We start from the raw sequence: 25,158 nt of genomic DNA on the forward strand, positions 1-25,158 counted from the left end.
GCATGACAAACAACCGCCCCGCCATCGCATATAACCGCCCCCATCGGAAAGGGGCCGGACAGCACAATGAGGGCCCCGCCGGCCAAGCCGGCGGGGCCCTCACCAGAAGAAGTGCCGTGGAGACGAGAGGAAATGAACCTAAGCCCGGACCATGACTCATTTCCGTGCCATCAGCACACGGCATTTACCACCTGGTGCCGGTGGTCCGGGGACCGTTGTGGTTGTGGTTCCGGTTGTGGACCTTCACCCGGACGCGCACCTTCTGGTGGTGGTGACGACGCCAGCCGTAACCGCAGCGGCGGCGCTCGCTGTAGCACCCGTGCCCGGCGAGGACGGACGTGCCGTTGCTGACCTGGGTGGTGGCATTGGCCGCGGTCGTGGCCGCCCCCATGCTGACCACACCGCCCGCCAGCGCCGTGCTGATGGCGAGGCCTGCGATAACACTCTTGAGCTTGGGCATTGCGTATTCCCCCTAAAGGATCGATTGCCCGTTCGCGACTTTTCCCAGCTGCCCGGAGAAAAAGTCTCGGATGACTGCCAGAGAAGCCATCCGATAACGGTCATTTCCGGGGCCGTACGCAAGCAAACAGGAATGAATCCATTTTGCAATGCATTAACAATCTTATTGCCTTCATTAAATGCTATTACATGAAATGCTATGAATTATGCCGATATGTCCCATTCGATGATCGCCCGCTCGACGCGCGGCGGCCACGGAATGGCGTGCGAACGCCGACCGCCGATGCTCGTCCTGTCGCTCATCGCACAGAGGCGCAGCCCTCCCCTCGGCCGAGCGCGTGGCGGCTCATCGACCACGACCCGGAGAGATGGCACCGCCGGGCGCGTCACAAACCGGCCGCTGCAACCACGCCGAACAGCGCGGTCACAGCACCCAAGGGAGTCTGCTCGTCTAACTCCGCAGGCTCTTGTCGGTCACAAAGAGTAGTCATATGGTCGCGGAGACCGTTCATCGCAAGGCAAGGGAGAGCCGCACATGGCCGGCAAGCACGAGGGCGAAAAGCCCTCATCGAAGCCTTTCGAGCTGCCGAAGCAGGACAAGAACACCAACGACGGTGACGGCGGCAAGGGCAGCCGTGGGGGAGACGGAAAGAAGAAGTGACGCCCGACCTCGACGCCAGCATCACCGGCATGATCACCGCGATCAGCGGGACTCGTGCCCCGATCAGCGGCACGATCGTCGACACGCTACATGCGGTACCGAGGCACCTGTTCGTGCCCTCGGCCGGGGTCATCTTGACCGAGGCAGGCTCAGAGCTCGTCGACCGGGACGGCGACCCTGAGGCTTGGTGGACGACTGTCTACGGGCCGGACGCCATCGTGACGCAGCTCGATCGTGGCGCGACCGACATCCGCGACGTGGAAGGCCGCTACACCTCGTCGAACTCGGCCCCGGGCACGGTCGTCGACCTGCTCACGCAGCTCGACCCCGACCCCGGGCACCGCGTGCTCGAGGTGGGCACCGGCACCGGATGGACGGCCGCGCTGTTGTCCCACCTGGTCGGCGACGCGTCCCGGGTGACGTCGATCGAGGTCGACCAGGCCGTCGCCGAGCAGGCGGCGAAGAACCTGGCAGCGGCCAGGGTGCATCCGCATCTGATCGTCGGTGACGGGGCGGAGGGCTGGGCCGAGGGAGCGCCATACGATCGCGTGCACGTGACATGCGCGGTGCACACCGTTCCGTACGCCTGGATCGAGCAGTGCCGGCCTGGCGCGGTCGTCGTCACACCGTTCTCGACCGGGTTCGACACCGACCACTCGCTACGGCTCGTCGTTCTCCCGGACGGAAGCGCCGTCGGGCGGTTCCCGGGCTACGCCTCGTACATGATGATGCGCTCCCAGGGTCCGGCCGAAGGTGATCCGGACGACGGTGGCGGCCGGCGGTTCACCACGAAGGTGGACCCTCGCACGATCACGTACGCGCCGGCTGGTGCCTGTCTGGTGATGTCGGCCCGGACCGGTCTGCGGACGCGGCTCGACGACGAGAAGAGGCTGTTTCTCGTCGACCCCGGACACGCCGGCCAGTGGGGGGTCGCCATCTATGAGCCGGACGGTGAACCGTGGGTGTACGAGCTCGGCGAGCGTCACCTCTGGGAGGAGGTGACCAACGCGTACTTCGAGTGGGTGAGCTGGGGCGAGCCGGGCCTTGAGCGATTCGGCATGACCGTCACCCCCGAGGGACAACAGCTCTGGCTCGACGCCCCTGAGACCCCCATCGGTCCACGCCGAGGGCCGGCCGTCCGGTAGCGCGCCGCCGCCGCCATGCTTGCGGCGGTCAGGCAGTCAGACAGTCAGGCGGTCAGGCGGATTTGCGGGTCTTGCGCTTCGGCTGCGCCTTCTCCTGGGTCTTCTCGGCGCCCTTGTCCTCGTCCTTGGCGGACTTCCCGCTCGCCGCCTTCTTCTTGGCCGGCTCGCCCGAGCGCTCCCGCTTGGCCGCCTCGACGCTCGCCCGCAGCGCCGCCATGAGGTCCACCGCCGGTCGCGCTTCCTCCTCCTCGGCGGGCGCGATGACCTCCTTGCCCGCCACCTTCGCCTCGATCACCTGCTGCAACGCCTCGCGGTAGGTGTCGTGGTACTCGCCCGGGTCGAAGTCCGACTCCATCGTCGTGATCAGGGACTCGGCCATCTTGAGCTCCTGGGCGCGTACCTCGATGTCCTCTTCCAGGAAACCGAAGTCGGGCGTGCGGATCTCGTCGGGCCAGAGCATCGTCTCCAGGACGAAGACCCCGTCGCGCACCCGCAGCGTGGCCAGGGACTCGCGCTGGCGCAGCGCCACCTTGACCACCGCCACCTGGCCGGAGCTCTCCAGGGCGTTGCGCAACAGCACGTACGGCTTCGCGCCCTGCGCGTCGGGCTCCAGATAGTACGACTTGGCGAAGTAGATGGGGTCGATCTGTTCGGCCGGAGCGAACTGGAGGACGTCGATCCGGCGCGACGTGCTCAGCGGCAGATCCTCGAAGTCCTCGTCCGTCAGCACGACGATCTCGCCCGTGGCCAGCTCATACCCTTTGGCGATGTCCGCGTACGGGACCTCTTCGCCGTCGACCGTGCACACGCGCTTGTAGCGGATCCTGCCGCCGTCCTCGCGGTGCACCTGGTGGAAGGTCACGTCCTTCTGCTCGGTCGCCGAGTAGAGCTTGACCGGGATGGTGACCAGCCCGAAGGAGATCGCGCCCTTCCAGATGCTGCGCATGGGCACTCCTCAGCTCTCAACGGCCCGCCAATGGGCACATACCCGTCATGGGGCAACCAATGCCATACCCGATCGAACCAATGCTTGCTGTACCTGGGGAACTACCCTCCGATCGCGACATGTACGGCCTTGAGGTCAAGTGGGATGGCATCCGCGCGCTCATCCACCTTGACGAGGGGATGCGGGTGACGGGGCGGCATGGAGTCGAATACACCCGGCGGTATCCGGAAATTTCGGGGTTCGGGGTGAAAAATGCGGTCATCGACGGCGAGGTCGTAGCGCTCGACCCGCGCGGCAGGCCCAGTTTCGAACGTCTGCAACGCCGGATGCACCTGACCGATCCCGAGCCGGTGATGCTGGAGCTGTACCCGGTCACGTACATGCCCTTCGACCTGCTCTATCTCGACGGGACCCCGCTGTTCGAGCTGTCGTACCGCGATCGCCGCGCCCTGCTCGACGAGCTGGACATCGGCGCGCCCCCGTACTTCCCCGGAGCCTCCGATCTGCTCTCGGCCACGCACGAGCAGGGGCTGGAGGGCGTCGTCGCCAAGCGGCTGGACTCCCCCTACCGGGCGGGCACGCGCTCGCCCTGGTGGATCAAGGTGAAGAACCTCAGCACCAGGGAAGTCGTGATCGGCGGCTGGAAACCGGGCAAGGGGCGCCGGGCGGGCGGGATCGGTTCGCTGATCATGGGAGTGTTCACGGACGAGGGGCTGACGTACGTGGGGCACGTCGGCACCGGGTTCACCGACGCCGTACTGGACGACATCTATCGGATGCTGCGGCCGCTGGAGATCGCGCGCAGCCCGTTCCGCAACGAGGTTCCGTGGCGGAACCGGTGGGTTAGGCCGGATCTGGTCGGGGAGGTGGCCTACACGATGTGGACCGACGAGCAGCGGCTGCGGCACCCCGTGTGGCGCGGTCTGCGGCCCGACAAGCTCCCCGCGGAGGTGACCCGATGAAGGTGCCGGTCAAGGTCGACGGGCGCGAGCTGACGCTGAGCAACCTGGACAAGGTGCTCTACCCCGACTACGGCTTCACCAAGGCCGAGGTCATCGACTACTACAGCCGCATCGGGCCCGTGCTCCTGCCGCACCTCCAGGGCAGGCCCCTGACCGTCAAGCGCTATCCGAACGGCGTCAACGGCCAGTTCTTCTTCGAGAAGAACGCTCCCGAGCACACCCCGAGCTGGGTCAGACGGGTCAACCTGCCCGCGCCCGGCAGCACCAAGAACCGCGAGAGCATCGACTTCGCCGTCATCGGCGACCTGCCCGCGCTCGTCTACTACGCGAACCTGGCCGCCCTCGAGCTCCACGTCCCCCAGTGGCGGGTCGACGAGGAGGGCCGGGCGCTCCCGCCGGACACGCTCGTGTTCGACCTCGACCCAGGCCCGCCCGCGACCATCGTGGAGTGCTGCCGGGTGGCGCTCATGCTGCGCGAGGTGCTGAAGTCAGAAGGGCTCACCGCCAGGCCCAAGACCAGCGGCAACAAGGGCATGCAGCTCTACGCGGACTGGGACTGCCGCGAGGAGCCCTCCGCGTACGCCAAGCGGCTGGCCCAGCTCCTGGAGAAGGAGCACCCGCGGGAGGTCGTCAGCGTGATGACGAAGAAGGCCAGACCGGGCAAGGTGTTCATCGACTGGAGCCAGAACAACCCGGCCAAGACCACCGTCGCGCCCTATTCCCTGCGCGCCAGGGAGCAGCCGACGGTTTCGACCCCGCTCCTGTGGAAGGAGGTGGAGGGCTGCGAACGGCCTGAGGATCTGGTGTTCACCGCGCCGGACGTACTCGCCAGAGTCGAGAAACGCGGTGACCTTTTCGGCCGGGCGTAGGCTGGATCCGTCCGCACCAGGAGGGGGACTGAAGATGTCGGAGATGGACATACGCGGGGACGAAGGCGGCTACGGCGAGGAGGACGAGGAGCTCTCGATCGAGACGCCAGAGGCCGACGCGGCCGAGCAGCGCCGCGAGGTCCGGCCGGGGGCCGGCCGGACGCGTGATGAGCTGCCGCTGGACGTCGATCCCGCGGACGCGGCCGAGCAGGACCGCGTCGTCGAGCTCGACGATGACGACTATCGCTGAGGTGGCCTGATGGCGACGATCGGCGCGAAGGGGACGTCGCTGATGAGTGTCGCCGTGCAGCTGCCTACTCGCACGTAGGATGTCCGGACAGCCCGCTGAGAGACCTATGGAGACCCGCGTGACCGCAACCCCGGATGCCAAGCCCCGGGGCACCCGGCTGCCCCGACTCGCCCGCCGCCGGCAGCTGCTGAGCGCCGCGCAGGAAGTGTTCGTGGAAAACGGCTATCACGCGGCCGCCATGGACGAGATCGCCGATCGGGCCGGGGTCAGCAAGCCGGTGCTCTATCAGCACTTCCCCGGCAAGCTGGAGCTCTATCTCGCGCTGCTCGACCTGCATGTGGACGACATGGTCAACCGCTGCAGGGAGGCGCTGGCCTCCACCAACGAGAACAAACTCCGTGTGCAGGCCACCTTCAGCGCGTTCTTCGACTTCGTCTCGACGCAGGGCGAGGCGTTCCGGCTCGTCTTCGAGTCCGACCTGCGTAACGTCGCGCCGGTGCGGCAGCGGGTGGAGCGCTCGCTGCGCGAGTGCGCGGAGATGGTCTCGGCGGTCATCCAGGAGGACACCGGCTGCACCAGCGACGAGGCGCATCTGCTGGGCGTCGGGCTGGTGGGCATGGCGGAGGTGAGCGCCCGCTACTGGGTCACCACGCAGGGCTCCATTCCCAAGGACGCGGCCGAGCAGCTCATGGCCCGTCTCGCCTGGCGCGGCATCAGCGGTTTTCCGCGTACGGCATAACCCGTTCGCTGGGCGCGATCATTCACCTTTTCCTCGGTGCGAGCCGCCACGATGGGATTGAGCCAGCCCCGTCCACTAGGGAGCCACGATGGAAGTCAAGATCGGCGTACGCTCCGTACACCGCGAACTCGTTATCGAGACCGACCTCAGCGCAGATCAGGTCGAAGAGGAGATCAGAAACGCACTGGCGGCCGATCGCGGCGGCGTCTTCGCCATCACCGACGCGAAGGGCCGGCGCGTGGTGGTGCCGGTGGCCTCACTCGGGTTCGTCGAGATCGGCGAGGACGAGTCCCGGCCGGTCGGTTTCGGCGGCACACTCTAGGGCCTGACATCCGGGGGGTACGGCTTCGCGACGCCGTACCCCTGCACGGGCCCGCCCAGGCGCGACCCGCGCGCGTCCAGACCGGATTCATCCGCCGCCGGGTCGTGATGTGCCTGCGGGACGGGCTCAGCTGTGGATGCGGGGCCGTCCGAGCTGACAACCTCGGGGTGGTCGGCGCCTGAGGACGTGATCCTTGGTCGGCTCGCTGGTCGGACAGCACGCGCTCTCTCTCCGTAGCACGGCGCGCGAGGTCCAGCGATTCGGCCCACATCTGGTCAGGGAGCTGCCATAGCGGCGCGAGGCCCTCATGGTGGCACGGTACAGCCGTTTCGTGCCCTCGCGCCGCTCTATGACCAGACCCGTCCTCAGATGCCCATGGCCGCCATGCGCTTGCCGTGCGCCTCCGTCAGCGTTGCGAAAAGTCGAGAAATATCGGTCTGCCCCTCGGTGGCCGACTCCACCAGCAGCAGCGCCAGCTCCGGCCGCGCCGAGGCGACCTGCTGGCCCTGGCTGAGCGCCTCACCGACGAGCCGCCTGGCCCACAGCGCCAGCCGCCCGCCCGCCGTGGGATCCGCCTCGATCCCGGCCCGCACCCGCTCGACCGCGAACTGCGAGCGCCCCCCGTCCACCAGCACCTCGTCCACCAGATCGGCGATCGAAGGATCGAGATGCCTGGCCGCCTCCCGGTAGAAGTCGAGCGCGATCCCGTCGCCCACGTACGTCTTGATCAGCGCCTGCAGCCAGTCGGCCGGCCGGGTCTGGGCGTGCCAGGCGTCCAGCGCCGCGACGAACGGCCGCATCGCCTCGTCAGGGTCGGCCCCCAGTGCGGCCAGCCGGTCGCGCAACAGCCGGAAATGGGCGTACTCGGTCACGGCCAGCTCGCTCAGCGCGGCGCGGTCGGCCAGCGAGGGTGCCAGAGTGGCCGCATCCTCGGTCATCCGCGCGTAGGCGCTGAGCTCCGCGTAAGCTAGTACACCGAGCAGATCGACGACTCCTGGAGACTCCTTCATAAGGGGCAGCGTACTTCGGTGAATCTTCGGGAACATATGTAAGCTCGGCCAACGTTGTGGTATCGAGTACACTGCTCTGTGAAAGTGCGACCGCACTGTGTTAGTTCGGGGGATTCCCCCGATAACCCCCGATTCCCCGGGTGCGCGGTCGCGAGACGCGAGAGGGCTGGCTCTACCGCGAGGACCCACGTAACGGGGGCTGTTTTCCGCCCGTCGGTCCCGGCAGGCCCGCCTTCATTTGAGACTGAGGCAGGCCACGCTGACGACTTTCCGAGACCTCGGAGTCACACCAGAGATCGCCGATGCCCTTGAGACTGAGGGCATCATCACACCGTTCCCCATCCAAGAGATGGCACTCCCGCTCGCTCTGAGCGGCCAGGACCTCATCGGTCAGGCACGCACGGGCACGGGAAAGACCTACGCGTTCGGCATCGCCATGCTGCAGAGCATCGGCAAGCCGCGCAAAAACCGCAAGAAGCCCCGCGGGCTGGTCGTCGTACCGACCCGCGAGCTGGCCACGCAGGTCAGCGAAGACCTGGTCACCGCCGCGGGCAAGCTCGGCTCCCGAGTTCTGACCGTGTACGGCGGCCGGGCATACGAGCCGCAGATCGAGGCGCTCAAGGCCGGGGTCGACGTCATCGTCGGCACCCCCGGCCGCCTGCTCGACCTGGTCAAGCAGAAGCACCTCGACCTGAGCCAGGTCACCAGCTTCGTTCTCGACGAGGCCGACCGGATGATGGACCTGGGTTTCTTGCCCGACATCGAGCGGATCTTCAAGCTGATCCCCGCGGAGCGGCAGACGATGTTGTTCTCGGCCACCATGCCGGGCGAGATCGTCGCGCTGTCGCGGAAATACCTCAACCGCCCGACGCACGTACGCGCCGAGCACGAGAACGGCGAGGGCGAGACCACGCCGCTGACGCGCCAGGTCGTCTGGCGTGTCCACCGCATGGACAAGATCGAGATCGTCGGCCGGCTGCTCCAGGCCGACGGCCGCGGGCTCACCATGGTCTTCTGCGAGACCAAGCGGGCCTGCGACATGGTCGCCGAGCAGCTCGACACCCGCGGCTTCGCGGTCGCGGCCGTACACGGCGACCTCGGTCAGGGCCAGCGCGAGCAGGCACTGCGCGCGTTCCGCAACGGCAAGATCGACGTGCTGGTGGCCACCGACGTGGCGGCCCGCGGCATCGACATCGACGACGTCACCCACGTGGTCAACTACGACTGCCCCACCGACGACAAGACCTACGTGCACCGCATCGGCCGTACCGGCCGGGCCGGGCGCACGGGCATCGCGGTCACGTTCGTGGAGTGGGAGGAGCTGACCCGCTGGAAGATGGTCAACCAGATGCTCGGGCTGGACTTCGGTGATCCCGAGGAGACCTACTCCACCTCGCCGCACGTCTACACCGAGCTGAACATCCCCGAGGGCACCAAGGGCGTCCTGCCGCACGCCAACCGCTCGCGCGTGGGGCTGTCGGCCGAGCGCATCGAGGACCTGGGAGAGACCGGCAGGGTGCGCGGGCGTAGCGGCAAGCGCCGTGAAGAGCGCGAAGAGCGCCCTGCCCGTACGCCGCGTCAGCGCCGCCGCACTCGCGGGGGCAGGGAGCTGGCGGAGACCGCCGACGAGAGGCCGGAGGTGGAATTGGTGGACGCCAAGACGGAGGAGACTCCCGCGATCTTCGCTACAGACGAGATCCCGGGTGCCGCCCCCGATCAGAAGCGCACCCGCACGCGCAGGGGTGCGGCTTCGACGGCGATCGAGCAGGCGCTGGCCGAGGCTCCGGAGGCACCGGTCAAGAGCACCCGCTCGCGCCGTGCCGCCGCTCCCGCCGACGCGGCGCCCGCCGCTGTGGTGGAGCCGGCCGACGCCCCCGAGGCGCCGGTACGGAGCACCCGCTCCCGCCGGAGCTCCGCCACGGTCACCACGACCGAGCACGAGCCGATCGAGCAGGCCGCACCGGTGACGGAGCAGCCCGCGACGCAGCGGCCCGTGCGCGAACGACCCGTCCGCGAGCGGACCGCCGAAGAGCGGCCCATGGAGCAGCCCGTGGAGCAGCCCGTCGAACGGCTCGTCGAGGAGCGGCCGGCCCCGGTCGCCGCGCCCGTCGTCGAGTCCGTGCCCGAGCCGAGCTTCCTCGCGACGCCGCCTCCGCCGGTGCGCAAGGAGCCGGAGCGGATCGTCCCGCCCAGCCCGTTCGCGGTGATCTTCCAGTCGCCCGACCTGGCCACGGATGACGACGACATCGCGCCGTCCGCCGCGACCGAGCGTAAGCAGCAGCGCCGCCCATTCCGTGGCGGCGGCGGAAGCGGGGCCGGCGGCAACCGCCGCCGTACCGGCTGACGCAGGCACGAAGAGGCGCGCACCCCATCAGGGTGCGCGCCTTTCACGTTCCAGCGGAGGGATCCGGCGGACAGGCGGGCATCGGGGTCATGGGCGCAGCGAGTGTCGCTGTCAGGCACATGCGACCCCCGGCCCCCGGATCCGGGAACGGGCGTGCGCGCCTCCAGGCGGTCGTGGAGGCCCTCAACGGGCGTCAGGTGTGTCGGGTGGCACTTGAGCGAGCGCCCGGCCGGATGGTGCGCTGTGGCGCCCCTGAGAGCCACACGGGCCCCAGCCCCGCCCCCGGCGCCCCCAGATCCACGGGGCCGCGCATTCCGTACAACTCCCCAGAACTCGCACCAGCGTAATCACCTTGCCGGTGTCGAGGCGCTGACCTCTGGGTATTGTTGCCCCACGTGAGTACGCCGCGATTCCTCGATCTGCCTCCTGGCGTTGCACCACGAATGATCGAAACGCCACAGGGCACGTTCGCGGCCCTGGAGGCGCTTCCGGTCAGTGGTGTCGTTGAGCGCTGGCCCGCGCTCCTGGTGCCCGGTCTGACCGGCAGCAAGGAGGACTTCATCGCGGTCCTGATGACGCTCGCCCAGTCGGGCCGCACGGTCGTGGCCATCGACCTGCGCGGCCAGTACGAAACGCCGGGCCCCGACGAGCCGGACGCCTACACCTGCGCCGCGCTCGGCGCCGACGTCGACGCGCTCGCCCAGGTCATCGGCGGCGGCGATCCCGTCCATCTGGTGGGCCACTCGTTCGGCGGGCTGGTCGCCAGGGAGGCCGCGATCGACGGCCGCACGAGGTTCGCCTCGTTCACGCTGATGGGGTCGGGCCCCGCGGCCATCGAGGGTCAGCGCGCCAGCAACGGCCGGAAGATCATGGAAGAGGTCCCGGCCCTGGGGCTTGAGCACGTGTGGCAGCACAGGTTCGAGCCCGAGGCACTGGCCAACGACGTCTCCGACGAGATCGTGGAGTTCCTGCGCAAGCGCCTGCTCACCAACTCGCCGATCGGCCTGTCCTGCATGGCCGAGCAGGTGCTGACGATGCACGACCGTACCGACGAGCTGCGCCAGATCGAGGTGCCCACGCTGGTGCTGTACGGCGAGCACGACGACGGATGGCCCCCGGAGGCGCAGTCGGAGATGGCTGCCAGGCTGGGCGCCGAGTGCGTGGTCGTGCCGGGCGCGGTCCACTCCCCCGCCGTCGAGGCCCCGGAGACGACGGCGGCGGCGCTGGTCAGGTTCTGGAACGCGGCCGAGAAGCACTATTTGGACATAAGGTCCAATATAATGTAATCCTTTACTTACTATGCCGAGCATCGAAGAGATCGTCGTCCAGCCACCGCAGAGCGCGACCTGGCAGGTGCACCTCGACCGCTCGATGTGGGTGGGCGGCGTACGCGGCCTGATGCTGCAGGCGCTGCACCCGCTGGCCATGCGCGGCGTCTGGCAGAACTCCAACTTCCAGGAGGACCCGTTCGGGCGCCTGCGCCGCACCGCGGACTTCGTGGGCAGGGTGACGTTCGGCAGCCCCGAGGAGGCCGACGAGATCGGCAGGCGGGTGCGCGGCATCCACAAGGCGTTGCGCGTCCATGATCCCGACACCGGCAGAACGCACCGGGTGGACGACCCCGAGCTGCTGCTGTGGGTCCACTGCGCCGAGGTCTCGTCGTACCTGGAGGTGGCCAGGCGCGGCGGGCTCCCCCTCACCGAGCGCGAGGCCGACCGCTACCTCCACGAGCAGCGCAAGAGCGCCGCGTACGTCGGGCTGCACCCCGAGGACGTGCCCGGCTCCTGCGCGGAGATGACCGCCTACTTCAAGCGGGTACGCCCCAGTCTGCGCGTCACGGAGGAGGCCGCGTCGACCGTGCGGTTCCTGCTGTGGCCGAGGCTGCCGAAGGAGCTGCGGCGGCTGTCGCCGGGCAAGCCCGCCTACTTCCCCTTCGGCGCGCTCTGCTACTACACACTGCCGGACTGGGCCAGGCAGATGTACTGCACACTGCCCGAAGTGCCGCGCGCGACCGTCACGGCGGGCCTGAGGGCGTTCAGGGCCGGTATGAACGCGCTGCCGGAGCCCGTGCACGACCACGCGTTCATGCCGGCCACGCGGGAGATGTTGCGCGCCTCCAGGGAACGCCTGGGCGCGGCGGGCTACGACGTCGGCAAGGGGCTCAGGGGCCTGATCGACCCCCGCCGCTGGCCCGCCGCACTGGCCGCCTGACCGGCACGAGCGCGAACATATCGCCCCGCTCGTTCCACCACCCCGTCCATGACCGCTGTTCCGGCAGCGAAACGTCAGTCCGCGAGCCCGTCCCAGGGCTGGCGTTCGGTGCCGGCGGCCAGGCCCTCCGCGCAGTGGCGGCGGAAGTCGCACCAGGAGCAGATGGGGCCGGGGCTGGGCGCGAGCAGCTCGTCGATCTCGGCCGGCACCGCCGCGGGCCCGACGGGCAGGCGGTCGCCCGTCTTGCGCCGGGACGTGCCGCCGACGACCGCCTTGTAGCGCTCGTCCGCGTCCGCGGCCTCGGTGGCGATCTCCTCCGCGCGCCGCAGGTGGCGGGCGAGGGACTCCTCGGTGTGCCGCCACTCGACGATCTCGCCGGTGGGCAGGTGGTGGAGCTCGACCGTACGGCAGGGCGTGCGCATCATCGTGGAGGCGGCGATGGCGTACGTGGCCAGGGCGAGCGACGACCGCGCGTCATCCTGCGTGAGCGGGCGCCGCCCGGTCTTGTAGTCGACCACGACCAGCTCGTCGCCGCGCCGGTCGAGCCGGTCGATCCGGCCGGACAGGGCGATGACCTTGGTACGGGTGGCGACGGTGCGCTCGACGCCGACCGGCTCGTCCGCCGGATCTAAAGTCGCGACATATCCGGACACGAGGTCTCGGGCCCGGCCCAGCCACCGCCCCGACTGCTCCGCGTCCTTGAACCCCTCGGTGATCCACCCGTTCGTGAGCAGGACGGACGCCGTCAGCGGGGTCCTGCGCTCGTACGGCTCCCGCCACCAGGCGGCCAGCGCGTTGTGCACGCTCGCCCCGACGCTGTTGTGCGCCCAGCCGGGACCCTTGGACGGCTGGGGCCGGTCCAGATAGGTGAACCGGTAGCGGCGGCGGCAGTCGAGCCAGGCGTTCAGCCGCGACGGCGTGCACGAATAGAGCCGCCGCGGCATCCCGTCCAGCGGAAGCTGTGTGGTCATGTCGGAGGAGGCCAAGCCCGCGCTCAGTCGTCGCTCGGGTTGAGCTTGATCCCGGAGAGCTTGGTGCCGTCGGTCAGCGGGCCCTCGGCCTCGTCGCCGGCCTCGGTGCCGACGCGCGTCAGCGAGCCGGACACCCAGTCGTCGAAGTGGGGCTCCAGGTCGCCGATCGTGACCTCGTCACCGTGGACCGACAGCACCCGCGTGTCTCCGGGCAGCGTGAACAGCCGCCCGCCGATCGAGGTGAGCTGGTCGGCCAGTGCGGGGTATTCGCCGCCGAGCTTGCCGGGGCCGTCGGCCTGCAGGGCCTTGCCGGTGAACACGGCCCCCAGCGCCTCGCAGTAGAGCGACACGCCGCCGGGCGAGACGCCGGGCGTCTCCATGACGTCGAGCTGGACGTCGCCCACCTCGAAGATGCCGTCGTCCTCCATGTCGATGTCGGGCCAGGTCTCCGACCAGGTCTCCCGCCAGAGCGGCTTGTCCTTGGGATGCAGGGCGACCACGGCCTCGTCTCTGCTGGCCACCTCGATGGCCGCGCCGACGTGGTCGGGCAGGCCCGCCGTGCAGATGACGGCCAGCACCTCCCGCTCGCCGACCTGCTCCAGGATCTTCTCGGCGTCACGCGCCGGGTCGATGACGATCACTTCGTCGTCGTCGCCCACGATCCAGGTGTTGTTCTCGACCTTGTGCTCGGTGCCGTCGATGTCGACGAGGCCCTCGGTCACCACTCGCTCGATACGCGCTGTCACGCCTCCGAACTCTAGCCCGTCTCCATGAGAGCGCGAATCGCGATCGCGGGACCTAATCCTCGAGCCTGGGCGAGAACGCCCCGAACGGCACGTCGAGATCGTGGTCCCGCACGTCGAGCAGCGACAGCTCGGACAGCGCGATCATGCAGCCGGCGTCGGCCGGCCAGGCGATGGCCCACAGCCAGTTGCCGAGCGCCTCCCCGGCGTAGACCGCCCGGTCGGCGGCCCCGCCCACGCACCACATCGCGGTCGGATGCCCGAGCACCTCGATCTTGGCGTTCGGCGGGCCGGCGTCGAACCCCTCGCCGGGGTCGGGACCGTCCAGCCCCGAGAACGCCGCGCCGAGCCCGATGCCGGGTTCTTCCGCGATGACGAGCAGATCGGCGGGGCCCTCCGTCAGCGACGGCCCGGTCAGGGCCACCACGCTGGCACGGGCGCCGGTGCGCTGATCGCCGACCTCGGCGAAGCCGGTCACCAGCCACCCCGCCGGCAACGGCCAGGGCAGCCACACGGGCACCACGGAGCTCTTGCGCATCGCCTCCAGTGCCTCGCTGGTGGGCGCCCACGGAGGCTGATACGGCAGGACATCACCATGCGTGCCGCAGCGATAGACGCTCGACAACGCGGTCGGCCCGTGAAGCGGGCCGAAGCACCTTGGACAGGTTGGAGCCGCTCTCACACCTACCCACGGTGCTTTCTCCGGTACGGCCACGTCAAGGCCGCTTCCCGTTATCTCGTCGTAATCTTGGCCATGTGCGCGTAAATTGTGTCGGCGCGATCATCTTCGACGCCTCTGACCGGCTCCTTCTCATCCGGCGGGGCCGCCCGCCCGGCGTGGGCCTGTGGTCCGTTCCCGGCGGACGGGTGGAGCCGGGCGAGACGGACGCGATCGCCGTGCGGCGCGAGGTCCTGGAGGAGACCGGGCTGCGCGTCCTGGAGGTGGGCCGCCTGGCCGGCGCCGTGGACCGCCCGGGGCCCGGCGGGATCACGTACGTGATCCGCGACTACCTGGCAGGCGTGTCCCCAGGAGCGCCCGTGGCCGGTGACGACGCCGCCGACGTGCGCTGGTGCGATGTGACCGAGTTGGAGTGCCTGCCGCTCTCTGAGGGCCTGCTGGAGTCACTGACGGACTGGGGCGTGCTGCCCGGACGCGCGGGCGGCGTCGTGTGACACCGCCCGCCTCTCATCGGTTCGAGGTGAGGCTGGAGGTCCACAGGATGAGGTGGTCGGTGTTGTACGTCGTGGACCGGCCGAGCGCCACGACCTCCGACCCCGACACGGCCACGGCCGTCAGCCACTGCATCCCCGGGCCCGCCAGCCGGTCCTTCGTCAGCGCCATCCGGTTCCAGGCCAGACCGTCCTGCGAGGTCCAGGCCGCGCTGTCGCCCTCACCGGGCACGCCGTGCCAGCCGACGGCCACCAGCCCCTCGTCGGCCGCGGCCAGGTCGTACACCGCCGCCGCCTGGTCCGCGGGCAGCCAGGCCGTCTGCCAGGTCACGCCGTCGTCGTCCGAGACAGCGGCGAAGGCGCGGCGGGAGCCGTCCGTCAGGGCGGTTCCGATGGCCACCAGCTTGTCCTGGTAGGTCGTGACCCGGCGGAGCCCGGCCGAGTCGGCCTCCTGGGGGGCGACGCGCTTGCGTGCGCTCCAGTTCACGCCGTCCTCGGAGTACCAGACCGTGCTGGTCTCCTGGTCGCCGCTCCCTGAGCCGCCCACGGCCACGTACCCGTCCCCGCTGGCGATCACGTCGTGGATGCGCACCCCCGCGCCGTCCTGCGGCAGCTTCTTCGACCTGGTGAACTTGCGCAGGTCGGGGGTGAACCACATGGCGGCGCTCGCCGCGCCCGACGCGTCCCTGGACTCGCCGGCCAGGACGTAGCCCTCCTTGCCCGCCGCCACCACGTGGGTCTCCAGGTACGGCCGGCTGGCGTCGCGGGCCAGGTCGCCGGAGACGTTCACCCTGCGCCAGGCCTCACCGTCCTCCGAGGTGACCAGGAGGGGGTCGGTGACGGCCACGTTCGTCTCGGTGCCGCCGACGGCCAGCCAGCCGCGGCCGCCGTGCGCCACGTCCTCCAGCGTCTGCCTGCCGGGGCCGCCGAGGCTCATGGACTTCCAGCTCTGCCAGTTCTTGATCGTCCACAGGCCCGCGTCGCCGGAGGCCGAGCCGACGGCGACGTACCTGCCGCCGAAGCTGGCCAGGCTGGTGGTCTCGCGCGCGATCCTGGTCAGGCCCTCGACCCCGGCGAGCTGGACGCGGGACACCGAGCCGCGCGACGGCGCGGTCATGAGCACGAGCTGGTTGTCCACGTCGGAGGCCGCCTGGTCGCCGCCGGCGAACAGGGTGCCGCCGTCGGAGATCGTGAACCCGCGCAGCGTCGCCCCCCGCAGGTCGCCGAGGTCGGCCCGCTTGGCCCAGCCGCTGCCGTCCGTGCTGGTCAGCACCGAGTACTTGGTGAGCCCGGCCTGCGCGATCGCCGCGACGCCCGACTGGTAGGAGATCAGCGACTCCACGCCGCGGCTGTCGCCGCTGAGGCCGCCGATGGAGCCGCACTGCGACCACTGCGCGCCGGTCGGCGAGCAGTAGACGCGTACGTCGCCCGAGACCGTCCGGTGCTGCGTCGGCACCAGCACGAACCGCTTGGGCAGCACGCCCAGCGTCCCGGCGCGCGGCACGGCCTCAGGGAGCTGGAAGCCGGTGGCCTGCCAGGTGCGTCCGCCGTCGGCCGATCGCAGCACCCGCGAACCCTCGCCTTCCGCGGGTTGCCCGATGGCCACGACGGTGTCGCCCTTGGCGACGACCGCCTTGATCTCCCGTACTTCCAGCCCCCTGGTCTCGACGCGCTCCCAGGTGCTGCCGTCCGCCGAGCGCCAGGCGGCCGGTCCCGAGCCGCCGTCGTCCCCGGTCGTCCGGCCCACCGCGACGAAGCCTGAGCTCGTCCGCGCGATGTCCTCGATGTGGTCGCCGTCCTTGAACGCGGCCAGCCCGGCCGCCGGCACGGTCGCCCAGCTGTAGCCGTCGGTGCTGGTCCACAGGCCGCGCTCGCCCGACCCGCCGTCGCCGCCGCTGGCCAGCCACTTGCCGCCGCCCCCGACCACCCGCTGCACCGTGGACGTGGAGGCGCCGTTCACCTGGCCGAGCTGCCAGTTCTTGCCTCCGTCAGGCGAGAACAGGAACAGCGGGCGCGGCGTCGGGCTCGTGGTGTCGCTGCCCACCGCCACGACCGCGCGGCCCACCGAGGTCATGTCGTTGAGCTTCTGGTTGGTGCCGTCGCCTGCGGCCTGGACGGTGAACAGGTCGTCGCCCGAGCGTCCCGTGCCCGCCGCCAGGCGCAGCCCCGGGCTCTCCTCGCTGCCCCACTGCCACACCAGCACGCCGGTGGCCACCAGGAGCGCCAGGGCCAGGGTGATGACGATCGGGATCGCCCTGCTGCCCCGGCGTACGGGGCTGGACCTGCGCACGGCGGCGGGGGCGGGGCCTCTGTGGTGCCTGCCGCTCGACCCTCCCGGGCTGGGCGGGCCGTTGGCGACCAGGAGATCCGGCCGCGTGGGGCGACCGGCCGGGGGGCGTCCGACGCGGCGGACGCCGGGCTCGTCCTGCGCGGCCGGCTCGTCTTCCTCGTCCTCTTCCTCGAACGCGTCCTGCACCGGTGGCTCGTCAGGCTCGTCGGCGCCCTTCTCGATCGGGTACACGAGGCGGTACGGCGCCGTACTGACCTCCCGCCGGGGCGGATCGTCGTCCCGCACCGGCTCCGGCTCCTGCTGAGGCTCGGGCTCGGGCTCGGGCTCGGGCAGAGGCTCCGGTCGCTCAGGCTCAGGTCGTTCCGGTACGGGGATGCTCCCGAGCGGGGTGCCCGCGACGAGCTTGTCGGGCCGGTTGACGATGCGGCGGGGACGGCGGCGCGACTCGGCCTCGGGTTCCGCTGTCGGCGAACTGTACGGCCTGCGCCCCTTGGGCGGCTCCTGCGGCTCGTCGTCCGGGATGGGAGCGGAGAACGGCGGCATGCCCCAAGGGGAGGTCAGAGGTAATCCGCGAGCCCGGCCATCCGTCGGACCGGGCGGGGAATGCCTGATCCTGGGCTCTTGGGAAGAATCCGAAGAATGCGGTTCAGACGTGCCCTCGGAATGCGGGTCGTCGTCACCCTGCGGTCGCCGTGGCGGTTCGCTGGGGCCGGAGGCCACGCGCCGTACCTCCTAGTCGAACTCGTCGTACTGGTGGAACTCGTCGAATCTGACCTGGTCAACCGGATTGCGTGAGCGGACGGTAAGTGAATGGTCGCGACGTGCGGACCGTTCCAGGAACGCCGGCCGCCTTTGTGCGCTCTTTTCGATCCTCATACGTCTACCGGACGAAGTATCACACGCGCCTACTACTACCCCGTCGAGCCGAAACGATCACCTCCGGGAAACCCTCGCCGTTCCCCCACAGCATCCAGAGCAGCATGCCTGAGCCAGAATTACGAGACCTCTCTAGCGAGATTCACCACACCTTCCGCCTGATTTATCCCGAAACAGTCTCTATTGACCGCTTTTTCGCTAGATACAACACACCAAACGCATACACCCCGAGCTGCACCACGGTCCCCGTCAAGGCCTCCCACGGCACCGGCACCTTCCCCTGGTCCAGAGCGTCCTCCAGCTGCCCCGCCGCGGCGCTCAGCCCGAAGGCCAGCAGGTTGTTCATGACGTGCAGCGCGATCGGCGCCTCCAGCCCCCCGGTGCGCACGGCCAGGAAACCCATGACGGCCCCGAAGGAGAACACGTCGATCAGGCCCACCCACGAATACCCGTGCAGCGACGCGAACAGCGCGGACCCGATGAGGATGGCCCAGATCGGATTGCGGATGTGCACGCCGAAGGCCTGCAGGAACCAGCCGCGGAAGGCGTACTCCTCGGCCGCCGCCTGGAACGGCACCAGCAGCACGATCACGATGAGCGCCGGCAGGAAGCGTCCCCACCCGACCCACCCGAAGATGTCGTTGTCCTGACCCGACAGGGACAGGGCGACGAGCTGCGTGCCCTGCCCGAGCACCAGCGCCAGCACCGCCAGCCCGACGCAGCGCAGCAGCCACGACCAGCGCAGCCGCCCGGCCACCGACGAGAGCGTGCCCGGCCTGCGCCGCTGGACGAGCGCCGTCGTGCCGAACACCAGCGGCAGCACGGGCACGATCGACAGCAGCACCACGACCAGCCCGAACACCGGGTCGCCGAAGAGCGCGCCCGCCGGGTCCAGCGGCGCGGAGATGCCGAGCAGCGAGGCCAGCACCAGGCCCGCGTAGACGACGACCACGCCGATCACGAAGAACCCGACGGCGATGATCAGCGTGCCGACGATCACCCGCCAGGGACGCGCGCCCGGGATCCTGGCCAGATGGTCGTAACGCGCCCCGCTCGGCACCGATAGAAACCAGGACGGAGGCTGCGGCTGGTACGGGTACCCCGGCGGCGGTGCACTGGACGGCGGATAAGGCCCTGGATTCTCCTGCATCTATACATTCTGTCCGCCTGGTGCGCATTAGTTCACAGACGGTCCACCCTTTTAGGCGGATGCTCGAAGACGTAGGCATTTCAACCCTGGGAGCAGTCCATGTCAAGGCTGGGACCTGTCATCACCCTCGCGGCGGGAGCAGTGCTCGCCCTGGGGCTCGGTGTCGCCAGCATCACCGCGACACCCGCGGCCCAGAACACGGCCGCCAACACCGCTGCGGAATCACCTCCTGGAGAGGGAACCCCCGCAGAGGAGGAGACCACCGCAGCACCGTCCCCCTCACCCACTCAGACCGAGGCGAAGAAGATCGCCAAGGCCGACTACGGCGGTCGCGTCAAAGGCAACGGCGGCCTCATCGCGATCTCGATCAGGAACGGCAAGGTCGTCGGCTACTTCTGCGACGGCAAGACCGAGGCCTGGTTCAAGGGCAACGAGTCGGAAGGCGACCTGGATCTGACCGGCGTCGCCGACCCCAAGTCCAAGGTGACGGCCGAACTGGGCGGCGGCCAGGCCAAGGGCTGGGTCGCGGTCGGCGGCAAGAAGTGGAGCTTCGTCGCTCCGACGATCGTCAAGCCGTCGGGCCTCTACCGGGCCACCGCGCTCGTCAGAGGCGCCAAGCTCAGGGCCGGCTGGATCCTGGTCAAGAACCCGGCGGGCGGCTACTACCAGGTCGGCACGGCCTTCGTCGGCGAGGACCAGTACGACATCCCCGAGCTGAGCGCCGACCAGCCGACCGCACCCGTGACGGTCGACGAGACCACGGTCTACCCGAAGGACGTCGACGGCTTCATCGAGGAGATGCAATGACCGCCGTACCGCAGCAGTCCCGCAGCGTGACCACGTTGCTCGTGCCGCTGCTTATCGGCGGCCTGGTGGTGGTGGCGCTGGGCGTCTTCGGGCGGGCGCACACGCCCACCGGGTTCGCCGTCGGCGTGGCCGGGTTCTCGGCCGCGCTGCCGATGAAGGTGTGGCTGACGACGGGGGCGTTCGTCCTGGCGATCGTCCAGGTCGTCTCCGCCCTGTCGATGTGGGGCAAGCTCGGGATCACCATCCCGCCGGCCGTGCATCGCTGGTCGGGGCGGCTGGCGTTCATCCTGACGATCCCGGTCGCCTTCCATTGCCTCTACGCACTCGGCCTGCAGTACGACGTGCCGAGGGTGCTCGCGCACTCGCTGCTCGGATGCTTCTTCTACGGCGTGCTGACCGCGAAGCTGCTGGCGCTGCCCAAGAGCGGCACGCCCGGGTGGACGCTGCCCGTGCTCGGCGGGCTGACGTTCACCGCGCTCATCGGGCTCTGGCTGACGTCGTCGTTCTGGTTCTTCACGGCGATCGGCTTCAAGGTGTGAAGCTCTTGGTACGGGCGAGCCCCGCGGCCCGCCCTTTGGCGGCGACGACGAGCGCCATCTTGCGCGAGGCCTCGTCGATCATCTCGTCGCCGAGCATGACCGCGCCGCGCTTCTCCACGGAGGTGTAGTAGTCGTACGCCTCCAGGATGAGCTCGGCGTGGTCATAGTCCTCCTGCGCCGGCGAGAACACCGCGTTGGCCGCGTCGACCTGCGCGGGATGCAGCACCCACTTGCCGTCGTAGCCGAGCGCGGCGGCCCGCCTGGCCACCCGCTCGAAGCCTTCGACGTCCCTGATCTGCAGGTAGGGGCCGTCGATCACCTGGAGGTCGTGCATCCTGGCCGCCATCAGCAACCGCATGAGGATGTAGTGGTAGGCGTCGCCCTCGACGTAGCCGGGCGGCTGCTCGCCGACGACGAGCGTGCGCATGTTGATCGACGCCATGAAGTCCGCCGGGCCGAACACCAGCGTCTCCAGCCGCCTGGACGACCCGGCGATGGCGTCCACGTTGACCAGGCCGCGGGCGTTCTCGATCTGCGCCTCGATGCCGATGCGGCCGACCTCGTACCCCATGGTCCTCTCGATCTGGGTGAGCAGGGTGTCGAGCCAGACGACCTGGGTGGAGTCCTGCACCTTGGGCAGCATCACGCAGTCGACGAGCTCGCCCGCGCTCTCGACGATCTCGATCACGTCCCGGTACGTCCACTGCGTCGTGAGGTCGTTGACCCTGACCACCCGGGTCTTTCCGGACCAATCGCCCTCGCGCAGCGCGGCCACGACGTTCTTGCGCGCCTCCTCCTTGGCCAGCGGCGCGACGGAGTCCTCCAGGTCGAGGAAGACCTCGTCGACGGGCAGCGTCTGGGCCTTCTCCAGGAACCGGGGGTTGCTGCCGGGCACGGCGAGGACGGAACGACGTGATCGCATGCGCACACGCTAACGGCTGCGCCGCCCGATCGTCGGCGGGCCCTCCGCCCGAGCCGGTTCTGTGACTACAGTCTGAGCTGTGAGCGACAACACAGCCCCCATCGAGGAGGGCGCCAAGAAGTCCGGCATCCTCTGGCTCACCCTCGACCGCCCCCGCCTGGCCTGGCACGCCTGGCACGAGGGCGCGATCTACCTGGTGACCGGGGACGGGGAGCAGCCGCTGCCGGGGCTCGACGCGCTCGACCGGGTGCACGTCACCCTGCGCAGCAAGGACAACGGGGCCAGGCTGGTGGAGTTCGAGGCGGCGGTGGCGGTGGTGGACCAGGCCGCGGCGGCCGACGCCGTGGCGGTGCTGGCCAAGGAGCGGCTCAACGCCCCCGACAGCGAGCATCTCACCGAGCGCTGGGCCCGCGACGCCACCGTCCTGCGCCTCACCCCCGAGCGCTGACCGCAGGCCCGCGGCGCGCAGCACGCTGAGTGCTCACGCCGTCGGCGCGGTGGCGCCGACCGCGCGCGCTTCGAGATCCGGCTCCGCCGCCGGGTGCGCGGGCGTGGCGGTGGCGGTCTGGGCGAGGAGCGCGCCCGACAGCACGATCAGGCCGCCCACGATCTGGAACCCGCCGAGCGTCTCGCCGACCAGCGCCCAGGCCACGACCGCGCCGCCGATGACCTCCAGGGACGCCACGGTCGCGCCGACCGCGGCCGACAGCCGCCGCACGGCGTTCACCCCCAGGATGTACGCAACCACGGTGGCGACCAGCACCATCCACAGGTATGCCGCCAGCACCGGCAGCGTGCGTCCGCCCTCCGGCGTGGCGGTGACGGTGAAGGCCTCCCAGGGGATGTTCCACGGCTGGGCGAACGGGATCAGCACCAGAGCTGCCCCCGCCATCCCCCAGGCGATGAGGCCGAGCGGGTTCACGTCGTCCCCGAAGCTATCGTTCATCAGGAAATATCCGGCGCAACACGCGCCCGCGAGCAGGCCGAGCAGCAGGCCCAGCGCGTCCAGGCGCAGCCCCTGCCAGGCTTCGACGACGATCGCGAGGCCGGCCACGGCGACGACGGCGCCGACGTACGCGGCCCGTGCGAGCCGTACCTTCCTGACGAGCCGCACCCAGGCCACCACCATCACCGGAGCCATGAACTCCAGCAGCAGCGCCACCCCCACCGGCAGGCGCGTGATCGCCACGAAGTAGAGCGACTGCACCCCCGCCACCGCCATCACCGCATACAGGCCGAAGAACGGCAGCCTGGAGCGCGGGATGCGCAGCGCCTGCGGCCGCACCACGGCCAGCACCGCCACGAGCAGCAGCCCCGCTCCCGCCATCCGCGTCCACACGGCCTCGATCGGCGCCAGGCCCGCTGTGATGAGATATTTCGCCATCGGTCCGGAAAACGCGAAACACCACGAGGACACGAACGCGAGCGCGAGTCCCGCATACCTCATCGCACACCACCTGGGCTGTCATCACCGTTCAGAACGTTTGATACTGACATGTCGGGCATCCGAGGCGCAATGGGGCAGCACTGTTAGCCTGGCCCCGTGCAGATCTTCGTGGCCCGGCTGCCGGGGACCCCGGTCTTCGACCCCGCGGGCGACAAGATCGGCCGCGTCCGTGACGTGGTGGTCGGCCTGCGCATCGGCCGCCGGCCCACCGTGCACGGCCTGGTGGTGGAGGTGCAGCCGCGCCGCCGCGTGTTCCTGCCCATCACGCGAGTACGCCGCATCGAGGCCGGATCCGTGGTCTTCACCGGCCGCCTGAACATGCGCAGGTTCGAGCAGCGCGGCACCGAGACGCTGGTCGTCGGCGAGATGCTGGACCTGGAAGTACGCCTCGCCGACCAGCCCATGACCGTCTACGACGTGGCCATGGCGGAGGTCAAGCCGTCCGCCTGGGAGATCACCAAGGTGGCCCTCTACAAGGGCAGGCGGCGCGAGCCACGGACGGTCGACTGGAGCGCGGTGTCCGGGTTCGACAAGCTGCAGAAGGACCAGGGGGCGGCCGGGCTGATCGCCGCGTTCGAGGCGCTGCGGGCCGCCGACATGGCCAGCGCGCTGCACGAGCTGCCGAGCAAGCGGCGCATCGAGATCGCCCGCGCCCTGAACAACGACCGGCTCGCCGACGTCCTCGAAGAGCTGCCGCCGGACGACCAGATCGACATCCTCGACACCCTGGAGCCGGAGCGCGCGGCCGACGTGCTGGAGGAGATGGGCCCGGACGACGCCGCCGACCTGCTGCACGACCTGCCGGCGGAGCAGGCGGCCAAGCTGCTCGCGCTGATGGAGCCCAGAGAGGCCGCGCCCGTGCGGCGGCTGCTCCCCTACCCCGACGACAGCGCGGGCGGCGTGATGACCAGCGAGCCGGTGATCCTGCCGCCCACCGCCACGGTGGCCGAGGCGCTCGCGCACATCAGGCAGCAGGACCTGACGCCCGCCATCGCCGCCCAGGTCTACGTGACCAGGTCGCCCACGGAGACGCCGACGGGCACGTTCCTGGGCGTCTCCCACTTCCAGCGGCTGCTGCGCGAGCGGCCGTCCACCCAGCTCGGCACCGTGCTCGACCCCTCGATCGACCCGATCAGGCCGAACTTCACGCTGCGCCAGGTGACCTACTACATGGCCAACTACAACCTCGTGGCCGCGCCCGTGGTGGACGGGCTCGGCAGGCTCGTCGGCGCGGTGACCGTCGACGACGTGCTCGACCACCTGCTCCCCGAGGACTGGCGCGCGACGGCCGACGACGGCGACGGCGACGGCGACGGCGACGGCGACGGCGACGGCGACGGCGAGAGCGACGCGGGGATCGACGACCAGGACGGGGGCGACCGTGACGACTGAACGACTGGACCAGCCCAGGGCGCTGCGCCGCTCGCTGCGGCCGCACTACGACCCGGAGGCGTTCGGCCGCCTCTCCGAACGGATCGCCCGTTTCCTCGGCACGGCGCGCTTCATCGTCTACATGACGGTGTTCGTGGCGGTGTGGGTGATCTGGAACATCGTCGCGCCGGGCGGCCTGAAGTTCGACCCCTATCCGTTCATCTTCCTCACGCTGATGCTGTCGCTGCAGGCCAGCTACGCCGCGCCGCTCATCCTGCTGGCGCAGAACCGCCAGGACGACCGCGACCGCATCCAGTACGAGCAGGACCGCGAGACCGCGGAGCGCAACCAGGCCGAGATCGAGTATCTGACGCGCGAGATCGCCGGTCTGCGCATGGCACTGAACGAGGTCGCCACCCGCGACTACCTGCGCTCAGAGCTCGGGCGGCTGCTGGAAGAGCTCAAGGACCGCCGCTGACGCCGCTTCAGGCGGGACCGTCGTTGAGGTCGAGTTTGGCGAGCATTTCGCGGACCTGCCCGATTTCCCCCGTGCCCAGCAGGTCGAGGAACTGGCTCCTGATGCCGCGCAGGTAGGTGGGGGTCGCCTCGGCCAGCCGCGCCGCGCCCGGGTCGGTCAGCACGGCGAACAGCCCCCGCGCGTCGTCCGCGCACGCCTGCCTGGCGACCAGCCCGTCCCGCTGTAAACGGTCGATGAGCCTGGTCAGGCCGCTGCGGGAGAGCAGGACGCGACCGGCCAGATCGTTCATGCGCAGCCGCCGCTCCGGTGCCTCGGCCAGCTGCATGAGCACGTCATACGACGCCAGCGGCAGGTCGTGGGCGACGAGCAGCTCCGCCTCCAGATGGCGGGTGATGCGTACCTGGGCGCGCTGCAGCATCCGCCAGACCGCCAGCTCCTCGACGGTCAAGCCCTCGTCGCGCAGAAGAGTCACGGAG

Annotated in this window: 27 protein-coding genes; 16 read left to right on the forward strand and 11 right to left on the reverse strand. The window is 69.8% G+C overall.

Going from position 1 to position 25,158, the window contains the following annotated elements:
- Positions 1-184 precede the first annotated feature (184 nt).
- Entirely contained in the window at positions 185-460 is a 276-nt protein-coding gene (locus ABEA43_RS33310) for a hypothetical protein (protein WP_345568099.1), read from the reverse strand.
- 534 nt (positions 461-994) lie between these two features.
- Here ABEA43_RS33310 and ABEA43_RS33315 point away from each other — a divergent pair.
- Positions 995-1,120 carry a hypothetical protein gene (locus ABEA43_RS33315; RefSeq protein ID WP_345568101.1) on the forward strand — a complete coding sequence of 42 codons (126 nt, stop codon included), beginning with the start codon at positions 995-997 and terminating at the stop codon, positions 1,118-1,120.
- Complete coding sequence (locus ABEA43_RS33320) at positions 1,117-2,265, forward strand: methyltransferase domain-containing protein (RefSeq protein WP_345568103.1); 1,149 nt, start codon at positions 1,117-1,119, stop codon at positions 2,263-2,265. Before ABEA43_RS33315 ends, ABEA43_RS33320 begins: the two co-directional genes overlap by 4 nt.
- A 52-nt stretch (positions 2,266-2,317) precedes the next feature.
- On the opposite strand, the gene ku is transcribed toward ABEA43_RS33320, so the two are convergent.
- Entirely contained in the window at positions 2,318-3,211 is an 894-nt protein-coding gene (gene ku, locus ABEA43_RS33325) for a non-homologous end joining protein Ku (protein WP_345568105.1), read from the reverse strand.
- A 119-nt stretch (positions 3,212-3,330) separates the two neighbouring features.
- Here ku and ligD (ABEA43_RS33330) point away from each other — a divergent pair, with 119 nt between their 5' ends.
- The 5 genes from ligD (ABEA43_RS33330) (at position 3,331) to ABEA43_RS33350 (ending at position 6,353) form a co-directional block, all read left to right on the forward strand.
- A complete protein-coding gene (gene ligD, locus ABEA43_RS33330; RefSeq protein WP_345568107.1) occupies positions 3,331-4,173 on the forward strand; it encodes a non-homologous end-joining DNA ligase in 843 nt (280 codons plus the stop codon).
- A complete protein-coding gene (gene ligD / locus ABEA43_RS33335) occupies positions 4,170-5,042 on the forward strand; it encodes a non-homologous end-joining DNA ligase (protein ID WP_345568109.1) in 873 nt (290 codons plus the stop codon). The genes ligD (ABEA43_RS33330) and ligD (ABEA43_RS33335) overlap by 4 nt, the downstream gene beginning before the upstream one ends.
- A 43-nt stretch (positions 5,043-5,085) precedes the next feature.
- Positions 5,086-5,292: a hypothetical protein gene (locus ABEA43_RS33340; RefSeq protein ID WP_345568111.1), complete on the forward strand. Its 207-nt coding sequence runs from the start codon at positions 5,086-5,088 to the stop codon at positions 5,290-5,292.
- Between the two features lie 118 nt (positions 5,293-5,410).
- Complete coding sequence (locus ABEA43_RS33345) at positions 5,411-6,031, forward strand: TetR/AcrR family transcriptional regulator (protein WP_170247455.1); 621 nt, start codon at positions 5,411-5,413, stop codon at positions 6,029-6,031.
- 88 nt (positions 6,032-6,119) lie between these two features.
- Positions 6,120-6,353: a DUF3107 domain-containing protein gene (locus tag ABEA43_RS33350; protein ID WP_345568116.1), complete on the forward strand. Its 234-nt coding sequence runs from the start codon at positions 6,120-6,122 to the stop codon at positions 6,351-6,353.
- Positions 6,354-6,718: 365 nt separating this feature from the next.
- Here the strand turns inward: ABEA43_RS33350 and ABEA43_RS33355 are convergent, their stop codons facing one another.
- Positions 6,719-7,363, reverse strand: a complete 645-nt coding sequence (locus ABEA43_RS33355) for a ferritin-like fold-containing protein (protein ID WP_345568118.1) — start codon at positions 7,361-7,363, stop codon at positions 6,719-6,721.
- Between the two features lie 349 nt (positions 7,364-7,712).
- Between ABEA43_RS33355 and ABEA43_RS33360 the strand changes: the two genes are divergently transcribed.
- The 3 genes from ABEA43_RS33360 (at position 7,713) to ABEA43_RS33370 (ending at position 11,918) form a co-directional block, all read left to right on the forward strand.
- Positions 7,713-9,707 carry a DEAD/DEAH box helicase gene (locus ABEA43_RS33360; RefSeq protein ID WP_345568120.1) on the forward strand — a complete coding sequence of 665 codons (1,995 nt, stop codon included), beginning with the start codon at positions 7,713-7,715 and terminating at the stop codon, positions 9,705-9,707.
- A gap of 395 nt (positions 9,708-10,102) precedes the next feature.
- Complete coding sequence (locus ABEA43_RS33365) at positions 10,103-10,993, forward strand: alpha/beta fold hydrolase (protein WP_345568122.1); 891 nt, start codon at positions 10,103-10,105, stop codon at positions 10,991-10,993.
- Positions 10,994-11,006: 13 nt separating this feature from the next.
- Positions 11,007-11,918: an oxygenase MpaB family protein gene (locus tag ABEA43_RS33370; RefSeq protein WP_345568124.1), complete on the forward strand. Its 912-nt coding sequence runs from the start codon at positions 11,007-11,009 to the stop codon at positions 11,916-11,918.
- Between the two features lie 74 nt (positions 11,919-11,992).
- On the opposite strand, the gene ABEA43_RS33375 is transcribed toward ABEA43_RS33370, so the two are convergent.
- Genes ABEA43_RS33375 through ABEA43_RS33385 form a run of 3 tightly spaced genes read right to left on the reverse strand, consistent with a single transcriptional unit; the run spans position 11,993 to position 14,347 of the window.
- The gene (locus ABEA43_RS33375; RefSeq protein WP_345568126.1) at positions 11,993-12,889 is read right to left on the reverse strand and encodes a RecB family exonuclease; all 897 of its coding nucleotides are present in this window, start codon (positions 12,887-12,889) and stop codon (positions 11,993-11,995) included.
- Positions 12,890-12,912: 23 nt separating this feature from the next.
- Positions 12,913-13,635 (reverse strand): MBL fold metallo-hydrolase, encoded by a 723-nt coding sequence (locus ABEA43_RS33380; protein ID WP_345568128.1) that lies wholly within the window; start codon positions 13,633-13,635, stop codon positions 12,913-12,915.
- A gap of 52 nt (positions 13,636-13,687) precedes the next feature.
- Positions 13,688-14,347 (reverse strand): DUF6758 family protein, encoded by a 660-nt coding sequence (locus tag ABEA43_RS33385; RefSeq protein WP_345568130.1) that lies wholly within the window; start codon positions 14,345-14,347, stop codon positions 13,688-13,690.
- A 41-nt stretch (positions 14,348-14,388) separates the two neighbouring features.
- Here ABEA43_RS33385 and ABEA43_RS33390 point away from each other — a divergent pair, with 41 nt between their 5' ends.
- Positions 14,389-14,805 (forward strand): NUDIX hydrolase, encoded by a 417-nt coding sequence (locus tag ABEA43_RS33390; RefSeq protein WP_345568132.1) that lies wholly within the window; start codon positions 14,389-14,391, stop codon positions 14,803-14,805.
- A 13-nt stretch (positions 14,806-14,818) separates the two neighbouring features.
- Here ABEA43_RS33390 and ABEA43_RS33395 read toward each other — a convergent pair whose 3' ends face one another.
- Together ABEA43_RS33395 and ABEA43_RS33400 are read right to left on the reverse strand one after the other, a co-directional pair.
- A complete protein-coding gene (locus ABEA43_RS33395) occupies positions 14,819-17,635 on the reverse strand; it encodes a DUF6242 domain-containing protein (RefSeq protein WP_345568134.1) in 2,817 nt (938 codons plus the stop codon).
- Positions 17,636-18,131: 496 nt separating this feature from the next.
- On the reverse strand, positions 18,132-19,028 hold the full coding sequence (locus ABEA43_RS33400) for a CPBP family intramembrane glutamic endopeptidase (protein ID WP_345568136.1): 897 nt from the start codon (positions 19,026-19,028) through the stop codon (positions 18,132-18,134).
- Positions 19,029-19,217: 189 nt separating this feature from the next.
- Between ABEA43_RS33400 and ABEA43_RS33405 the strand changes: the two genes are divergently transcribed.
- Entirely contained in the window at positions 19,218-19,925 is a 708-nt protein-coding gene (locus ABEA43_RS33405) for a hypothetical protein (RefSeq protein ID WP_345568138.1), read from the forward strand.
- Entirely contained in the window at positions 19,922-20,464 is a 543-nt protein-coding gene (locus ABEA43_RS33410) for a DUF6529 family protein (protein ID WP_345568140.1), read from the forward strand. The genes ABEA43_RS33405 and ABEA43_RS33410 overlap by 4 nt, the downstream gene beginning before the upstream one ends.
- Here the strand turns inward: ABEA43_RS33410 and ABEA43_RS33415 are convergent.
- Complete coding sequence (locus ABEA43_RS33415) at positions 20,454-21,386, reverse strand: HpcH/HpaI aldolase/citrate lyase family protein (protein WP_345568142.1); 933 nt, start codon at positions 21,384-21,386, stop codon at positions 20,454-20,456. The two genes, ABEA43_RS33410 and ABEA43_RS33415, sit on opposite strands and share 11 nt — an antisense overlap.
- Positions 21,387-21,465: 79 nt before the next feature.
- Here ABEA43_RS33415 and ABEA43_RS33420 point away from each other — a divergent pair, with 79 nt between their 5' ends.
- Positions 21,466-21,834 (forward strand): hypothetical protein, encoded by a 369-nt coding sequence (locus ABEA43_RS33420; RefSeq protein WP_345568144.1) that lies wholly within the window; start codon positions 21,466-21,468, stop codon positions 21,832-21,834.
- Positions 21,835-21,867: 33 nt separating this feature from the next.
- On the opposite strand, the gene ABEA43_RS33425 is transcribed toward ABEA43_RS33420, so the two are convergent.
- Entirely contained in the window at positions 21,868-22,833 is a 966-nt protein-coding gene (locus tag ABEA43_RS33425; protein ID WP_345568146.1) for an EamA family transporter, read from the reverse strand.
- Positions 22,834-22,929: 96 nt separating this feature from the next.
- Here ABEA43_RS33425 and ABEA43_RS33430 point away from each other — a divergent pair, with 96 nt between their 5' ends.
- Entirely contained in the window at positions 22,930-24,225 is a 1,296-nt protein-coding gene (locus tag ABEA43_RS33430) for a magnesium transporter MgtE N-terminal domain-containing protein (protein ID WP_345568148.1), read from the forward strand.
- A complete protein-coding gene (locus ABEA43_RS33435; protein ID WP_345568151.1) occupies positions 24,215-24,682 on the forward strand; it encodes a DUF1003 domain-containing protein in 468 nt (155 codons plus the stop codon). The genes ABEA43_RS33430 and ABEA43_RS33435 overlap by 11 nt, the downstream gene beginning before the upstream one ends.
- A 7-nt stretch (positions 24,683-24,689) precedes the next feature.
- Here ABEA43_RS33435 and ABEA43_RS33440 read toward each other — a convergent pair whose 3' ends face one another.
- Positions 24,690-25,154 carry a MarR family winged helix-turn-helix transcriptional regulator gene (locus ABEA43_RS33440; protein ID WP_345568153.1) on the reverse strand — a complete coding sequence of 155 codons (465 nt, stop codon included), beginning with the start codon at positions 25,152-25,154 and terminating at the stop codon, positions 24,690-24,692.
- Positions 25,155-25,158: the final 4 nt, after the last annotated feature.

It is taken from the genome of Nonomuraea rosea (assembly GCF_039539705.1).
Classification (GTDB): domain Bacteria; phylum Actinomycetota; class Actinomycetes; order Streptosporangiales; family Streptosporangiaceae; genus Nonomuraea; species Nonomuraea rosea.

Coding starts and splice junctions, on each gene's coding strand:
- ligD (WP_345568109.1), top strand. CDS start 4,170: ATGAAGGTGCCGGTCAAGGTCGACGGGCGCGAGCTGACGCTGAGCAAC.
- ABEA43_RS33415 (WP_345568142.1), bottom strand. CDS start 21,386: ATGCGATCACGTCGTTCCGTCCTCGCCGTGCCCGGCAGCAACCCCCGG.
- ABEA43_RS33405 (WP_345568138.1), top strand. CDS start 19,218: ATGTCAAGGCTGGGACCTGTCATCACCCTCGCGGCGGGAGCAGTGCTC.
- ABEA43_RS33360 (WP_345568120.1), top strand. CDS start 7,713: ATGGCACTCCCGCTCGCTCTGAGCGGCCAGGACCTCATCGGTCAGGCA.
- ABEA43_RS33355 (WP_345568118.1), bottom strand. CDS start 7,363: ATGAAGGAGTCTCCAGGAGTCGTCGATCTGCTCGGTGTACTAGCTTAC.
- ligD (WP_345568107.1), top strand. CDS start 3,331: ATGTACGGCCTTGAGGTCAAGTGGGATGGCATCCGCGCGCTCATCCAC.
- ku (WP_345568105.1), bottom strand. CDS start 3,211: ATGCGCAGCATCTGGAAGGGCGCGATCTCCTTCGGGCTGGTCACCATC.
- ABEA43_RS33315 (WP_345568101.1), top strand. CDS start 995: ATGGCCGGCAAGCACGAGGGCGAAAAGCCCTCATCGAAGCCTTTCGAG.
- ABEA43_RS33410 (WP_345568140.1), top strand. CDS start 19,922: ATGACCGCCGTACCGCAGCAGTCCCGCAGCGTGACCACGTTGCTCGTG.
- ABEA43_RS33350 (WP_345568116.1), top strand. CDS start 6,120: ATGGAAGTCAAGATCGGCGTACGCTCCGTACACCGCGAACTCGTTATC.
- ABEA43_RS33425 (WP_345568146.1), bottom strand. CDS start 22,833: ATGAGGTATGCGGGACTCGCGCTCGCGTTCGTGTCCTCGTGGTGTTTC.
- ABEA43_RS33340 (WP_345568111.1), top strand. CDS start 5,086: ATGGACATACGCGGGGACGAAGGCGGCTACGGCGAGGAGGACGAGGAG.
- ABEA43_RS33310 (WP_345568099.1), bottom strand. CDS start 460: ATGCCCAAGCTCAAGAGTGTTATCGCAGGCCTCGCCATCAGCACGGCG.
- ABEA43_RS33375 (WP_345568126.1), bottom strand. CDS start 12,889: ATGACCACACAGCTTCCGCTGGACGGGATGCCGCGGCGGCTCTATTCG.
- ABEA43_RS33395 (WP_345568134.1), bottom strand. CDS start 17,635: ATGCCGCCGTTCTCCGCTCCCATCCCGGACGACGAGCCGCAGGAGCCG.
- ABEA43_RS33370 (WP_345568124.1), top strand. CDS start 11,007: ATGCCGAGCATCGAAGAGATCGTCGTCCAGCCACCGCAGAGCGCGACC.